10 protein-coding genes are annotated in these 14,993 nt (G+C 70.8%); 1 reads left to right on the top strand and 9 read right to left on the bottom strand.

All coding sequences use genetic code 11. From position 1 onward, the window contains the following. Positions 1–16: 16 nt before the first annotated feature. From OG202_RS35985 to OG202_RS35975, 3 genes are all read right to left on the bottom strand, one after another. On the bottom strand, positions 17–1,609 hold the full coding sequence (locus OG202_RS35985) for a solute symporter family protein (protein WP_326576283.1): 1,593 nt from the start codon (positions 1,607–1,609) through the stop codon (positions 17–19). Continuing rightward, a complete protein-coding gene (locus OG202_RS35980; protein ID WP_326576285.1) occupies positions 1,606–2,145 on the bottom strand; it encodes a DUF485 domain-containing protein in 540 nt (179 codons plus the stop codon). Before OG202_RS35980 ends, OG202_RS35985 begins: the two co-directional genes overlap by 4 nt. A gap of 181 nt (positions 2,146–2,326) precedes the next feature. Continuing rightward, the gene (locus OG202_RS35975) at positions 2,327–4,450 is read right to left on the bottom strand and encodes a DNA gyrase/topoisomerase IV subunit B (RefSeq protein ID WP_328224168.1); all 2,124 of its coding nucleotides are present in this window, start codon (positions 4,448–4,450) and stop codon (positions 2,327–2,329) included. 467 nt (positions 4,451–4,917) lie between these two features. Between OG202_RS35975 and OG202_RS35970 the strand changes: the two genes are divergently transcribed. Continuing rightward, positions 4,918–5,148, top strand: coding sequence for a DUF7455 domain-containing protein (locus tag OG202_RS35970; RefSeq protein ID WP_013000244.1), 231 nt, complete (start codon positions 4,918–4,920; stop codon positions 5,146–5,148). A gap of 138 nt (positions 5,149–5,286) precedes the next feature. Here the strand turns inward: OG202_RS35970 and OG202_RS35965 are convergent, their stop codons facing one another. From OG202_RS35965 to OG202_RS35940, 6 genes are all read right to left on the bottom strand, one after another. Continuing rightward, positions 5,287–6,102: a S1 family peptidase gene (locus OG202_RS35965; RefSeq protein WP_327727523.1), complete on the bottom strand. Its 816-nt coding sequence runs from the start codon at positions 6,100–6,102 to the stop codon at positions 5,287–5,289. A gap of 145 nt (positions 6,103–6,247) precedes the next feature. Beyond that, positions 6,248–7,789: an RNA polymerase sigma factor gene (locus OG202_RS35960; protein WP_327727524.1), complete on the bottom strand. Its 1,542-nt coding sequence runs from the start codon at positions 7,787–7,789 to the stop codon at positions 6,248–6,250. Positions 7,790–8,418: 629 nt separating this feature from the next. Then, a complete protein-coding gene (locus tag OG202_RS35955; protein ID WP_326576294.1) occupies positions 8,419–9,306 on the bottom strand; it encodes a FadR/GntR family transcriptional regulator in 888 nt (295 codons plus the stop codon). A 185-nt stretch (positions 9,307–9,491) separates the two neighbouring features. Then, a complete protein-coding gene (locus OG202_RS35950) occupies positions 9,492–11,573 on the bottom strand; it encodes an ATP-binding cassette domain-containing protein (protein ID WP_327727525.1) in 2,082 nt (693 codons plus the stop codon). 297 nt (positions 11,574–11,870) lie between these two features. Next, entirely contained in the window at positions 11,871–12,629 is a 759-nt protein-coding gene (locus OG202_RS35945; RefSeq protein WP_326576298.1) for an NUDIX hydrolase, read from the bottom strand. Positions 12,630–12,782: 153 nt separating this feature from the next. After that, entirely contained in the window at positions 12,783–14,993 is a 2,211-nt protein-coding gene (locus OG202_RS35940; protein WP_327727526.1) for a glycogen debranching N-terminal domain-containing protein, read from the bottom strand.

The raw sequence follows: 14,993 nt of genomic DNA, 5'->3' as shown, positions 1-14,993 counted from the left end.
GCTGCCCCTCCGGCCCTCACACCGCCCCCGCGCCCGTCAGCGACCGGACCTCGGTCTCCGCGTGCTTCGCCTCGTCCGGCGGCTCGGCCGAGGTGACCGTGCCGAGCCAGCCCGCGAGGAAGCCCAGCGGGATGGAGACGAGGCCCGGGTTCTGCAGGGGGAAGTACTGGAAGTCGACACCGGGGAACAGCGAGTCGGGGCTCCCCGAGACCACCGGCGACAGCAGTACGAGAACCATGGAAGGGACCAGCCCGCCGTACACGGACCACACCGCGCCCCGTGTGGTGAAGCCGCCCCAGAACAGCGAGTACAGCAGCACGGGCAGGTTGGCGGAAGCCGCGACCGCGAAGGCGAGGCCGACGAGAAAGGCCACGTTGAGGTCCTTGGCGAGCAGCCCGAGCCCGATCGCGACCGCGCCGATACCGACGGCGGCCGTGCGCGCCACAGCGACCTCGCTGCGCGGCCTGGACCGACGACGGCGCAGCGACGCGTACAGGTCATGGGCGACGGACGCCGACGAGGCGAGGGTGATGCCGGCGACGACCGCGAGGATCGTGGCGAAGGCGATGGCGGCGACGATCGCGAACAGAGCCGTTCCGCCAGTGGAGCCCGCGCCCCCGCCCAGATCGAGGGCCAGCAACGGCACCGCCGTGTTCCCCGCCGCGTTCGAACCCCGTACGGCTTCCGGGCCGACGATGGCGGCCGCGCCGAAGCCCAGCACGATCGTCATCAGATAGAAGCCGCCGATGAGGCCGATCGACCAGACCACCGAGCGGCGCGCGGCCCGCGCGGTGGGCACCGTGTAGAAGCGCGACAGGATGTGCGGCAGCCCGGCCGTGCCCAGCACCAGGGCGAGTCCGAGGCTGATGAAGTCGAAACGCGCGACCCAGTCGCCGCCGTACTTCAGCCCCGGCGCGAGGAACGCGGCACCATGTCCGCTGCGCTCGGCCGCCGTCCGCAGCAACTGGTCGAAGTCGCCGTGGAATCGCACCAGGACGAGCACGGTCAGCGCGATCGCCCCGCCCATCAGCAGGACCGCCTTGACGATCTGGATCCAGGTGGTGGCCCGCATCCCTCCCAACGACACATAGACGACCATGAGCGCGCCGACCCCGATGACCGTCCAGGCCTGCGCCGCCTCGCTCTCTCCCCCCAGCAGCAGCGCGACGAGGGTGCCCGCTCCCACCATCTGCGCCACCAGATACAGAACGGACACGGTCACCGAGGAAGTTCCCGCCGCGATCCGCACCGGCCGCTCGCTCATCCGCGCCGCGACCACGTCGGCCAGCGTGAACCGCCCGCAGTTGCGCACCAGTTCGGCCACCAGGAACAGCACCACGAGCCAGGCGACCAGGAAACCCACGGAGTACAGCAGTCCGTCGTACCCGAAGAGCGCGATGAGCCCGGAGATGCCGAGGAAGGAAGCGGCGGACATGTAGTCGCCCGCGATGGCAAAACCATTCTCCATCGGCGAGAACAGCCGCCCGCCGGCGTAGAACTCCTCCGCCGAGCCGTGCCGGTTGCGGCTCACCCACGTCGTGATGCCCAACGTGACCGCCACGAACGCGCTGAACAGCAGCAGCGCCAGCGTCTGATGGTCGGCGGTCACCGCTCGCCCCCTCTGACGCCGCGCGTCAACTCCTGGGTGTCCCAGCGCAGATCGAGGGCCGGCCGATCCCGGCGCAGCCTGGCGTGCCGCGCGTACGCCCAGGTGAACAGGAACGTCGTGAGGAACTGTCCGAGCCCCGCCAGCATCGCCACGTTCACCGCGCCCGCCACCGGCCGTGCCATCAGCCCCGGGGCGGTGGTCGCCGTCACGACGTAGGCCACGTACCAGCCGAAGAAGACGGCGACGCCCGGAATCACGAACCTGCGGTAGCGGCTGCGCACCTCCTGGAAGGCGGCGCTCCGCTGGACCTCCAGATAGACGTCCGCCGCGCCCCCGCCCCGGCTCTCCCGCGCCTCGGCCACGACCGGGGCCGGCCCGCCCGTGCCGTCCAACTCCCCCCAGCCGGAGGCCAGCGCGTCGTACCAGGGATCGTCGAACCGCACGGCCTCGTCGGCGAGGCCGTGCCCCTCGTGCTGCTCAACCGGGCTCTCAGAACCACCCCCGCGTCGGCGGGGACGGCCGGTGCTTGACTGCATGCCCAAGCATGGACAGAACGGAAAGATCCCCGACGTACTTCTTCACAATTCTTCACCCCATCAGGTGAAGCACCGGCCAGCCTCCCCCACCCCCGCGCCGTTCCGAGGACGGGCACCCCCGGCACACCCCGACCCACAACGAACCGAAGGCGCCCCGGCCCAAGCCCAGCCCAGCCAGCGGCTAGGCGTCGATGCGCGACCGGTCCAGCGTCGCCGCCGAGCTGGAGATGAACTCCTTGCGCGGCGCGACGTCGTTCCCCATCAGCAAATCGAACACCTGCTCGGCAGCCTCCAGGTCCGACAGGTTGATCCGCCGCAGCGTACGGTGCCGCGGATCCATCGTCGTCTCCGCCAGCTGGTCCGCGTCCATCTCGCCGAGGCCCTTGTAGCGCTGGATGGAGTCCTTGTACCGGACTCCCTTGCTCTGGAACTCCAGCAGCTTGTCGCGCAGCTCACGGTCCGAGTACGTGTAGACGTACTTGTCCTGCCCCTTCTTGGGCTGAACCAGCTCGATCCGGTGCAACGGCGGCACGGCGGCGAAGACCCGCCCGGCCTCGACCATGGGCCGCATGTAGCGCTGGAAGAGCGTCAACAGCAGGCACCGGATGTGCGACCCGTCCACATCGGCGTCGGTCATCATGATGATCTTGCCGTAGCGAGCCGCGTCGATGTCGAAGGTCCGCCCCGACCCCGCCCCTATGACCTGGATGATCGCGCCGCACTCGACGTTCTTGAGCATGTCGGTCACGGACGACTTCTGGACGTTGAGGATCTTGCCCCGAATCGGCAGGAGCGCCTGGAACTCGGAGTTCCGCGCGAGCTTCGCCGTGCCGAGAGCCGAGTCGCCCTCGACGATGAACAGCTCGCTGCGCTCGACGTCGTCGCTACGGCAGTCGGCGAGCTTGGCGGGCAGGGACGAGGACTCCAGGGCCGTCTTGCGACGCTGCGCGTCCTTGTGCTGACGTGCGGCGATGCGCGTGCGGGCGGCAGCGACGGCCTTCTCCATGACGACCCGCGCCTGAGCGGCGGCGTCCCGCTTCGTGGAGGTCAGGAACGCCTTGAGTTCTTTGGCGACCACCTGCGTCACGATGCGCCGGGCCGCCGAGGTGCCGAGGACCTCCTTGGTCTGGCCCTCGAACTGCGGCTCGGCGAGGCGCACGGTGACGACGGCGGTGAGGCCTTCGAGCGCGTCGTCCTTGACGACGTCGTCCTCGGCGACGCGCAGCATCTTCTTGGCCCGCAGCACCTCGTTCATCGTGGAGGCCACGGCCTGCTCGAAGCCCGCGACGTGGGTGCCGCCCTTGTGGGTGGCGATGATGTTCACGAACGACTTGAGGGTCGTGTCGTAGCCGGTGCCCCAGCGCATGGCGACGTCGACGCCGAGTTCGCGGGTGACCTGGGTGGGCGTCATCTGGCCGTGCTCGTCCAGGACGGGCACGGTCTCCTTGAAGATGCCCTGTCCGGAGAAGCGGAGGACGTCGCAGACCGGCTTGTCGGAGGCCAGGTACTCGCAGAACTCGCTGATGCCGCCGTCGAAGCGGAACGACTCCTCGCCCTTGCTGCCGCCGTCGCCGAGGCCGAACTCGTCACGGACGACGATCGTCAGGCCGGGCACGAGGAAGGCGGTCTGCCGGGCGCGCTGGTGCAGGTGATCCAGCGAGAGCTTGGCGTCCTTGAGGAAGATCTGGCGGTCGGCCCAGTAGCGCACACGGGTGCCGGTGCGCGTCTTGGGGATCCGCTTGCCCTTGCGCAGACCACCGGTCGCCTCGAACTTGGCGTCCGCGCCGATGCCCGCGAAGGCACCGGGCACGCCGCGCCGGAAGCTGATCGCGTGCGTGCCGCCATTGCGGTCGACCTCGACGTCCAGGCGGGCGGAGAGCGCGTTCACCACCGAGGCGCCCACGCCGTGCAGACCGCCCGAGGCCGCGTACGAACCGCCGCCGAACTTGCCGCCGGCGTGCAGCTTGGTCATGACGACCTCGACACCGGACAGGCCGGTCTTGGGCTCGACGTCGACCGGGATGCCGCGGCCGTTGTCCCGCACCTCGACGGAGGCGTCGTCGTGGAGGATCACCTCGATGTGGTCGCAGTAGCCCCCGAGGGCCTCGTCCACGGAGTTGTCGATGATCTCCCATAGGCAGTGCATCAGGCCTCGACTGTCCGTCGAGCCGATGTACATACCGGGGCGCTTCCGCACGGCCTCGAGCCCCTCGAGGACGAGCAGGTGCCGCGCGGTGTAGTTGGAACCGTCCCGGTCTGATCCGGTCAGCAGCGCTGTGGACGGCACGGACGTATCGGCGGTCACGCGGTTCGCTCCTCGCTGAATTTCAGGTGAGGCCCTTTTGGGTAAGAGGCCGGGCTCTGTTGCCGGTCCGAGGGTACCGAGGCCTGGTAGAGCCGTTGTAACGCCACCCTCGTCCGAAACTCAGAGTAGTCCAGAGTCGCATACGCGTTCGATCCCTCGATGGGGTGAAGTACATATCACGTTCCCTTCCAGGCATGAACCATTTAGGCTCCGGGCACGTCCTCATGAACAACCGGCAACCCAGCCGGGAGGACCGTACAACCGAAACGACAACCCCCAGAACCACCGACAGACAGCGCGAACCCGTACGACACGAAGACACGCACTACGGCTCATTCGCCGCCAACCGGCAGCAGACAGCCGGCCCGGAAAGATTTTTTCGAGTTAAAGCCGCGAGCGGGAACGTTTTCGGCCTGGTTGGATGTTGACCCTGGTACGACAGCTCGTCGAGCTAGAGAAGAGGCGACGTGACTACTGTTCTGACCCCCGCGACCCCGCTGACGGCCGCTGACCGATGCGACCGCTGCGGCGCCCAGGCCTATCTGCGCGTCGTCCTGCTGAGCGGTGGAGAACTGCTGTTCTGCGCCCACCACGGCCGCAAGTTCGAGCCGGAGCTCAAGAAGATCGCCGCGGAGATACAGGACGAGACGGAGCGACTCACGGCCGCTCCCGCGACCGCAGAAGAGGACGAGCGCTGACGCTTCGCACCTACGACGAGCCGCCACCGGCTCGAGGCCGGTGACCGGGCGGCCACTCCCGTACACACGGGGTGGCCGCCCGCTCTCGTCCCGCACCCTCCATGACGTGCGAGCCGCGCACCGCGCCGCAGCACCGTCTCAGCGGCTCCCCGCCAGCACCCGGGCCACGTACGAGCCCCTGGTGTAGACGCCCGGACTCTCGGCGAGCCCGCAGCCGCTGCCCCACGACACGAGCCCGACCAGCTTGCCCTGGGCCACCAGCGGCCCTCCGCTGTCCCCCTGGCAGGCGTCCCGGCCGCCGTCCCGCTCCCCGGCGCACACCATGGAGCCGGACAGATACCTGCCGTCCGCACTGCCCGGATAGGCCCTCTCACAGACGGCGTCCTCCAGCACCTTCACCGGCGCCGCCCGCAGGCTCTGCGCGTAGTCGCCGGCGCCGGTGGTGTCCCCCCAGCCGTAGACCGCGGCCGACGTGCCCGGCACGTATGCCGTGTCACCGGCCTCCGCCAACCCGATGACGGAGCTCTCGGGCAGCGGTGAGGCGAGGGTGACCACCGCGAAGTCCCCGGCATTCGTGTAGGGGTCGTACTCCGGGTTGACCCAGGCGCCGCTCACCGGGATCTCCTGACCTTCGGCCGACTCCAGTGCGGCGCGACCGGCGATGATCCTCAGATCGGGGACACGCTCCGGAGGACCTCCCAGCACGCCCTCGCTGAGGCAGTGGGCGGCCGTCAGGACGGTCGAGCGGCCGACCACGACACCGCCGCAGAACTGTCCTGCCCGCATACCCCCGAACCGGTCACGACTGGCCAGCGCCACCGTCCAGGGCGCCTCCGAGATCTCGATCGGATGGCCGCCGATGACGATCTCGGCCGTCGCCGGCGGCGGTGCCGCCAGTGGTATGACGGCCGTGGTGGCCGCGACGGCCAGCAGCCGGGCGAACGATCGACGCATGCGCGCTCCTCACTCTGGGACTTGGATGGCACACCCAGAGTGATCCACCAGCTCGGCTTCCGCATGCCACACACACCCCGAAGGCCCGGTTCCTTCGAGGGAACCGGGCCTTCGGGGACCGACCGCGTGCAGTGCCGTGCGCGACCTAGTCGAGGTAGTCGCGCAGGACCTGCGAGCGGGACGGGTGACGCAGCTTCGACATCGTCTTGGACTCGATCTGGCGGATGCGCTCACGCGTGACGCCGTACACCTTGCCGATCTCGTCGAGGGTCTTCGGCTGACCGTCGGTGAGACCGAAACGCATGGAGACGACGCCCGCCTCGCGCTCGGAGAGCGTGTCGAGTACGGAGTGCAGCTGCTCCTGCAGGAGCGTGAAGCTGACCGCGTCGGCCGGGACGACGGCCTCGGAGTCCTCGATGAGGTCACCGAACTCGCTGTCGCCGTCCTCGCCCAGGGGGGTGTGCAGCGAGATGGGCTCGCGGCCGTACTTCTGGACCTCGATGACCTTCTCGGGGGTCATGTCGAGCTCCTTGGCCAGCTCCTCCGGGGTGGGCTCGCGGCCCAGGTCCTGGAGCATCTGGCGCTGGACGCGCGCGAGCTTGTTGATGACCTCGACCATGTGCACCGGGATACGGATGGTGCGGGCCTGGTCGGCCATCGCGCGGGTGATCGCCTGACGGATCCACCAGGTGGCGTACGTGGAGAACTTGTAGCCCTTGGTGTAGTCGAACTTCTCGACCGCGCGGATCAGGCCGAGGTTGCCCTCCTGGATGAGGTCCAGGAAGAGCATGCCGCGGCCGGTGTAGCGCTTGGCCAGGGAGACCACCAGACGGAGGTTGGCCTCCAGGAGGTGGTTCTTGGCCCGGCGGCCGTCCTCGGCGATGATCTCCAGCTCGCGCTTGAGCTTGGGGGCGAGCTTGTCGGCGTTGGCCAGCTTGTCCTCGGCGAACAGACCGGCCTCGATGCGCTTGGCGAGCTCGACCTCCTGCTCGGCGTTGAGCAGCGGGACCTTGCCGATCTGCTTGAGGTAGTCCTTGACCGGGTCGGCGGTGGCACCGGCGGCGGCGACCTGCTGGGCGGGCGCGTCGTCCTCGTCCTCGTCGGACAGTACGAAACCGGCGTTCTCGGTGCCCTCGGGCTCCTCGCCGGGCTTGCCGCCCGGGGTCTCCTCGACGACCTCTTCGTCGACCAGCTCGACGTCGTCCTTCTTGGAGGTGGTCTTCTTGGCCGCCGTCTTCTTGGCGGCGACGGTCTTCTTGGCGGGGGCCGCCTTCTTGGCGACCGCCTTCTTGGCGGCAGCCTTCTTGGCGGGGGTGGCGTCCTCGGCGGCGTCGGTCGCGGGCACCGCGGGAGCGGCTGTGGCGGTGGCCTTCTTGGTGGTCACCGTCTTCGCCGCGACCGTCTTGGTGGCGGTGCGCTTGGCCGGACTCTTCGCTGCGACGCTCTTTCGGGTGCGCTTGGGTTCCGCGGCACTGACCATCAGCGTCACACCCTCTTCCTCGAGGATCTGGTTGAGGCTGCGCAGTACGTTCTTCCACTGAGTGGCCGGAATCTGGTCAGCTTCGAAGGCCCGACGCACATCGTCGCCGGCGATCTGCCCCTCAGCCTTTCCCCGCTCAATGAGCGCCATGACAGAGACGGACTCGGCGATCTCCGGCGGGAGCGTACGGGATGTGCTGGCCGACACGAACAACCTCTCGGAACGTTGGAAAACGGCTTCCGGCCCAGTCCACTGTGGACCGGAGCCGACCACCGGCTTGGGAGTGGGCCGACGGTGCGGGCGGGGGCCGGGAAGATGCACAGCGCCGTGAACGGCGTCCGTATTCCCTCCGCGGCTGTCGCCTCTTAGGTCATCGCGCTGCTCCCGCGAGCGTTACGCCCAATCTGCGTGGCCCGAGTCACACCCCGTAAGCGCGCAAAAACGGTCAGATACTGCCAGATGTAATTGATCAAGGCCACAACCGGTTCTGTTTGGATGAGTACCCGATCGATTCCCGAACGAACTCCTCAATGAGGATCACCGTCCCCAGTGAGATCCGGCACCCACGCCGGGGTCCACCACCACGTCGGCACGCACCGCTCCCGCCAGGGCCCACCGGCCCCGTACACACGAGTCGCTCCGGCAGGACGGGGCATCCACGAGACACGGCGCCCCCGCGCGCTCCGGCCAGCACGCCCGCCGTCCGTCGTGCCGCCGGGCCCCGCCGAATCCCGGGAGGATCCGATGGGGCCCGGCGGCACGGGTCCGCCGGTCGAGCGACGCCACGGAAGGACTTCCGCCCCGGCCGTGCCGCCCTTGACCCGCTCTCGGCGCCGTCAGTGCTCGCGCGGCGCGGGCACCACACGCTCCACCTCGGGATGGGAGGTGAGCAGTTGACGCGTGGCCGCCTCGGCAGCCCCTCCGTCGCCCGCCGCGAGGGCGTCGACGATCCGGGCGTGGTGCACCAGTGCCGACTCGGTCGCCCGGTCACAGCCGATGACCGGACCGCCGGAGACCTGCAGAGCCGAGGAGACGATCCCGGAGAGGTGCTCCAGCATGCGGTTGCCCGCGAGCTGGATGAGCAGCGAGTGGAACTCGGCGTCCGCGCGCGAGAAGGTCAGCAGGTCGCCCTGGGCCAGGGCGTGACCCATGAGCTCGACCATGTCGCCGAGGCGCTGCTGAACGTCGTCACGGCCGTGCCCGGCGGCGAGGCGGGCGGCGAGCGGCTCGATCGTCCACCGCAGCTCGCTGAGCTCGCGCCGCTGGTCGTCCCGCTGCGGACCGAAGGCCCGCCACTCGATGATGTCCGGGTCGAGCAGGTTCCAGTCGCTGACCGGCCGGACGCGCGTGCCGACGTTCGGGCGGGCGCTGACCAGGCCCTTCGCCTCCAGGACACGCAGGGATTCACGGACGACGGTGCGGGAGACCTCGAACCGCTGGCCGATCTCCTCGGGCACGAGGGGGCGGTCAGCGCCCAGGTCGCCGGAGACGATCATCTGGCCGAGCTGCTGGACGAGTTGGCCGTGCAGCCCGCGTCCGCGGCTCCCGGCGGCGCGGCGGCCCACGCGCCCCAGCTCGGGGTCCGCGCCGTCCCAGGCGGGGAGGCCCACGCGGTCGACGCCAGAGGGCTCGGCGTACGGGTATCGGTCGAGTTCGCCCGGTCCTGCGAGGCCTGAGTCGGCGGAGCGGGCGGCGGTCATCATGGTGTGCGCAAGGGTACTCACGCATCCTTTGTCGGCTGCGTTCCCAACTCCCTTGAGGTCTTTGGTGAAAAGCACACGAAAGGGTGATCGCTCACCCCGTCGCAATTGACGCCTTATCGGAAAGAAATGGGCGTTCTACGAGGAGTTGTGCGCATTGCGCCAACGGAAGAGCACGGACGGTGAGCACGAAAGGATGACGACGATCATCACCGGACCCGGCCGCGCAGGTTGGTGAGCACGTAGGCCCCCAGCAACGCGACCAGCGACAACAGCAGCGCCCCGCCCACGGGTTGGGTGATCGCCCGCGCCACTGCCTCCAGATGGCGCTCTCCCCCGAACGGCCACTGCACCAGTACGAGCTCACGCAGCCGCATCGGAAACCCGACCGCACTCCGCACAGATGACCCCTCCAGCACCTTCTGCACCAGGGGTACGACGAGGAGGGGCACGGCGACCACGGCCGCGAGCCCGGCTGACGTCGACCGGAAGACGCCGGCCGCGAGCACCCCCGCCCAGGAGCACCCGACCACGAGGCCGACCCAACTGGCGCCGAGGGGGAGCCAGTCGGCAGGAACCGAAATGAGCTCCGGTCCATAGACGAGATAGAGCACTTCGAGGTCGCAGCCCACAGCGAGAACGGCCAGCAGCAGCGCGGTGGCCGCCGCCACGAAGAGCTTCGCGACGAGGAGCCCCAGCCGGCGGGGGACGGTGCCACGGTCCGCGGCCAGAGCGGGGTGGCGGAACTCGTCACCGAAGGCGATGGCCCCGAGCAGCCCCGCACCGATGGCGGCGGGAGGCAGCGGCAGCTCTCGCGGCCACGCGGCGAGCAGCCGCGGCTGCGGGGTGTGCCCGATCCTGGCCAGGAGCACCGCCATGAGGGCGGAGGTGACGAGCACGGCCGCGGCGGTGACATACGCGGTACCTACGCCGCCCGCCCGGCGCAGCTCGTAGCGCAAGGGACGCAGCGGGCTCGGCGCCGAGCGCACGGCAATGGGCGGCGGGAGCATCGGCAGCGGGCCCGCCTCGGACGCCCGGGCGGGACGCGGCTCAGGGTGAGCGTCGGGCGAGGGGGCGGTGTCGGGTTCGGAGTGGGCACCGGGTGCGGAGTCGGGATGCGGTCCGAGGTGAGCACGGGGCCCGGGGTCCGTGTGCGGCGCGGAACCCGCGTGAAGTCCGGGGCCGACGAGCGGCGCCGGGTTGCTCTCCGGTACCCCGTCAGCCGGCGTCCGCGGCTCCGCCACGGCCACGGCCTCCCGAGGCTCTTCGGCGAACGCTTGGTACCCCTCGACCAGAGCCTGGTCCGGCCCCTGGTCCTGCCCCTGGTCCAGCCCCTCGGCCTCCTGGACCGATGTCTGAGCGTTCTCGGCCGACTCCGGGTCACCTTCGACCGCCGATGGCGGCATCGCCGACGTAGGACCCATGTCCCCGATCTCGTCCGCGAGTTGGTGGACGAGGATGCCGTGTCGGAAGGCGGTCTCGCCGATCTCGGCGCAGGTACTGCCGTACACCGACAGCCGGTTGCCCCCCTCCCGCACGATCTCCACGGAACGCCGTGCGGTCCGGGCCTCCTTGGTGAGCAGCGCCCCGAGCCGGGCGGCGTGCGGGGTGCGCACGGCGATCCTGGGCCGGAGCCGGGTCCGGGAGAAATCGGCGACCTCCTGGTCGGCGACGAGCCGGCCCCCTTCGAGGGTGAGGACCCGGTCTGCGGTCCGGGCGGCCTCCTTGGGCTCTCGGGTGGTGAACAGGACCGTACCGCCCTGGTCGGCGTGCGCCCGCATGATCCCGTGCAGCCACCGACCTTCACGGACGGCCAGCCCGGCGGCGGGGTCGTCCAGCACGAGCGTGTGCGGGTCGGACAGCAGGGCACAGGCCAGGCCGAGGCGGCGGTCCATTCCCCGCGAGAGCGTGTTCAGTCTCGCCTCGCACAGGCTGACCAGGCCCACGACCTCCAGGACTTCGTCGGCGCGCCGTGTGGGCAGCCCCGCAGCCGCGCACAGCATGCGCAGATGCCCTCGGACCGTGCGGGCCGGGTGTCCGGGCACATCGCCGAGGAGGACGCCCACCTCGCGCATGGGGTGGGCGATGCGGTGCAGGGGGCGGCCTCTGAAGTAGGCGACCCCACGGCCCTGTTGGAGTTCGAGCATGAGTTTCAGCGCTGTCGACTTGCCCGCTCCGGGGGCCCCGAGGAGTGCGGTGACGCGGCCGGAGAGCGCCTCGAAGGACACATCGTCGACGGCGGGCGGAAACTCCTTGCGGGGATTGCTGGTCAATCCGATGGCCTGGATCACCTGAAGCAAGATAGCGCGGTATGTCCGTTTTTTCGGGCACCTTGAGGCTCACTTCCTGGGCAGCGTCACAGCTGCTGGGCGAACCGTTCACCGATGGTGGGCCCACGCCTCGGGCTCGCCCTCCCCGCGAGCCTTGCCGGAGCTGCGCGACCAGGGGGCTTCTGATGGATCTCCGTGGAGGAAGGAGTGGCGGTCGGTGCGCGCTCTCGGCGTGCCGGGCGTCGCGACGCCGCGGAAATCCATCAGAAGCCCCCTGGGCCGCCGTACGCGGCGGCGAGGGCTCCGGCTTCGCCGCTTTCAGACCTCGGGACGCAGCATCGGCGGGTTGAGGAGGGTGGCGCCGCCGGCGCGGAAGAGCTGGGCCGGGCGGCCGCCCTGCCGCGTGGTGGTACCGCCGGTGGGCACCAGGAAGCCCGGCGTACCCGTCACCTTGCGATGGAAGTTGCGCGGATCCAGCGCCACGCCCCACACCGCCTCGTAGACGCGCCGCAGCTCACCGACCGTGAACTCGGGCGGACAGAAGGCCGTGGCCAGCGAGGAGTACTCGATCTTGGAACGGGCGCGCTCCACCCCGTCCGCGAGAATCTGCGCGTGGTCGAAGGCCAACGGAGCCACCGGTTCGCCGTCACGCCCGTAACCGCCATGCTCCAGCAACTCCTCGACGGGCGCCCAGCGTGCGCTGTTGGCGTCCCCTCCCGGGCGGGGCGCGGGCAGGTCCGGGGCGAGGGCGAGATGGGCGACGCTGACTACCCGCATCCTCGGGTCGCGTTTCGGGTCGCCGTAGGTCGCCAACTGCTCCAGGTGCGCACCGTTGTCCTGCGCGGGCTCGGACGGTTCGTGGGCGGTCAGCCCGGTTTCCTCGGCCAGCTCCCGCGCCGCAGCCTGCGACAGGTCCTCGTCCGGCCGCACGAACCCACCGGGCAACGCCCACCGCCCCTGGAACGGCTGTTCGCCACGCCGTACCGTCAGCGCGCAGAGCGCGTGGCGACGGACGGTCAGCACGACCAGGTCCACGGTGACAGCGAAGGGCGGGTAGTCCGACGGGTCGTAGGGCATGCCGCGATCATAGTCGTCTGCCTGACGATAAACACTCCCTTCGCCGGTGACTACCCCACTTGATCCACGTCTGTCGGTCACCGATCTCGGGGCCGGCGGCCGGCCTCATGGACTCGGCTCGCGATCTGTCCTCCCCTGAGGCATCACGGGAGGTCACACTCCCAACTGCAGTCCGTCGGCCGCCTCCTCGACCAAGGCGAGCCCCAGCCGGCTGACGCGTACGGCGAACGGGGCGCCCGCGACGCGCAGTCCCGTCATGCCGATCTCCCCCAGGGGCACACTGCGCACCGGACGCAGGGTCACCGTCCCTGCGGGGGCGTCGGGACGGATGCCGACGAGGGTGGTGAGCAGCAGCACCCCGGCGGCCGCCGCCGTCGCGGCCGGTCTGCAGGAGGCGGGGTGAGGCAGCGGGGCACCCCCTGCCTTCCGCTGCTCCCCCGCGTACATCTCGGGCAGCCGATGACCGAAGCTCTCCGCCGCCGCCAGCACTCCCCGCAGGAGCGAACTCGCCTCCTTCTCGTAACCCGCGGCCGCCAGCCCCGCGACCGCGATCGCCGTCTCCTGCACGCGCACGGCACCGCTGCGATGGCCGAAGGGGTTGTACGCGGCCTCCTTCGCACCCAGGCTCCGCAGCCCCCACCCCGAGTCCATGGCGGGCCCTCCGAGCAGCCGCGCGAGCTGCTCGGTCCGCACCTTGTCGAGCAGCCCCTGAGCCTGCTCTCCCGAGCCGAGCAGCCCGGTGTCCAGGAGGTGGGCGGCGCCGGCGCCCAGGTGCGGCACGAGACGCCCGTCCGGAGTGCGGGCGGCCGCCGGTCTGCCGCCGCCCCGGTCCTCTACCCAGAAGTCGGTCCCGAACCGGGTCCGCAGGTCTCTCGCCCAGTCCCGCAGCTCGGCGCCGCCGGGCCGGCCATAGGCGTCGAGGAGATCGGCACCCAGCAGCGCGGCCCGGTGGGCATGTGCCTGGGTCTCGCAACGCAGCGGTCCGCCGGGGCGCGGGTCGGGCAGATAGGCACCGCTTCCGGCGGCGGCCCGAAGCCACCACAGGCAGCGCTCGGCGGCGGGCAGCAGCTCCTCGGTCTCCTGCTCGGGGAGTCCCCATCGCCGGGCCTCCGCGAGGAGCACGGGGAACAGGAGGGTCGCCTCGGTGCCGGTGCAGCCCGGCGGCAGATGTGGGCCCGCGTCCCGTCGAGGGCCAGGGATCATGCCGGATTGTGCTTCCCGGCCCGCGAGTTGGGTCCGGGCGAGGGTGCGCAGGGTGCCTGCGGCGAGGCGCGTGCCGAGCGGCAGGGTCATCCGGGCCGCTGCCAGCGCGTCGGCCGGAGCCATGCCGCAGCGCCAGGGCGCGCCCGCCGCGAGGTGGGTGTCGGACGGGTTCTTCGGGTCGCGCAGCAGCAGGGCCTCAAGGTCCTCCAGACAGGTGTGCAGCAGGGCCTGCGCCGCCGGGTCGTCGCCTGCGGACCGGGCCTGGGCGAGGGGGCTCGTGGCGCCCCGTCCGACCGGTCTGATGGGTCCCGCGCCGTCCGGGCGTACCCGCAGCTCCACGCTCCGGGTCCCGCCGGGCGGCAGTTCCAGCTCCCAGCGCAGCAGTCCCGCGGAGGCCAGGGCGTCGGCGGGCGGAGGATGGGCGGTCACCGTGGAGTGTCCATCGGCACAGGACCAGCGGAGGCCGGAGTCGTGGACGCTCGCGGGCAGTTCCGGGCCGGCGCTGCCGGAGGCGACGGCGCCCAGTGCCGCGAGATCCGTCCCCAGGGACACCTCGACGGGCAGGCGAAGTGGGCGGCGGGCCGTGCTGTGCAGGGTGATCCGCTCGGTGCCGTCCGCGTACCGCGTGCGTTCGACCATGACGTCCGGGTCTGGCCCGGTATCGGCGGACATACGCAGTGTCGCCACGAACCGGGCTCGGTCGGCGGAGAGCATCCGCGCCTGCACGGCGAGCGGCTCCCGTCCGGCCACCCGCACCTGGCAGCGGGACAGCATGCGCCGTCCGGCGCGGTAGAAGCCCTCCAGTCCACTACCGTTCAGCTGGCCCTGGTCCGTCGAGATCGCGAGGCCCGGCAGGGCGACGCAGATGAGCGTGGTGTGGGCCGGTGGCAACTCCGCGGGGCGGCGCGGGGCGGCGGGCGGCGCCTGCGAGGTCGAAGCTCTCGTACCTGTGGGCGGCGGCCCCGGAGAGCCACCCGTGGCGGGTGTGAGGGCCACCGGTCCGCCCGGGCTCCCTGGGCGTGAGCCCGTGGGGCGGACCGCCGGACTGCGGATGTCCGTGCGTGGAGCATGGGTGCCGTCCCCGCGAGCCCGGGTGGGCTGGGCGGACCTGCGGAGGGGCGGGACGTCGTCGTGGGCGTCGGGCATGAAGGGCAGGGGCAT

The organism is Streptomyces sp. NBC_00310 (assembly GCF_036208085.1).
Classification (GTDB): domain Bacteria; phylum Actinomycetota; class Actinomycetes; order Streptomycetales; family Streptomycetaceae; genus Streptomyces.
This window is presented reverse-complemented; position numbering and strand designations above follow the sequence as displayed.

Bases quoted from the DNA above. Each gene is read 5' to 3' on its own strand.
- OG202_RS35980 (WP_326576285.1), bottom strand. From the start codon at position 2,145: ATGCAGTCAAGCACCGGCCGTCCCCGCCGACGCGGGGGTGGTTCTGAG.
- OG202_RS35965 (WP_327727523.1), bottom strand. From the start codon at position 6,102: ATGCGTCGATCGTTCGCCCGGCTGCTGGCCGTCGCGGCCACCACGGCC.
- OG202_RS35945 (WP_326576298.1), bottom strand. From the start codon at position 12,629: ATGCCCTACGACCCGTCGGACTACCCGCCCTTCGCTGTCACCGTGGAC.
- OG202_RS35940 (WP_327727526.1), bottom strand. From the start codon at position 14,993: ATGCCCCTGCCCTTCATGCCCGACGCCCACGACGACGTCCCGCCCCTC.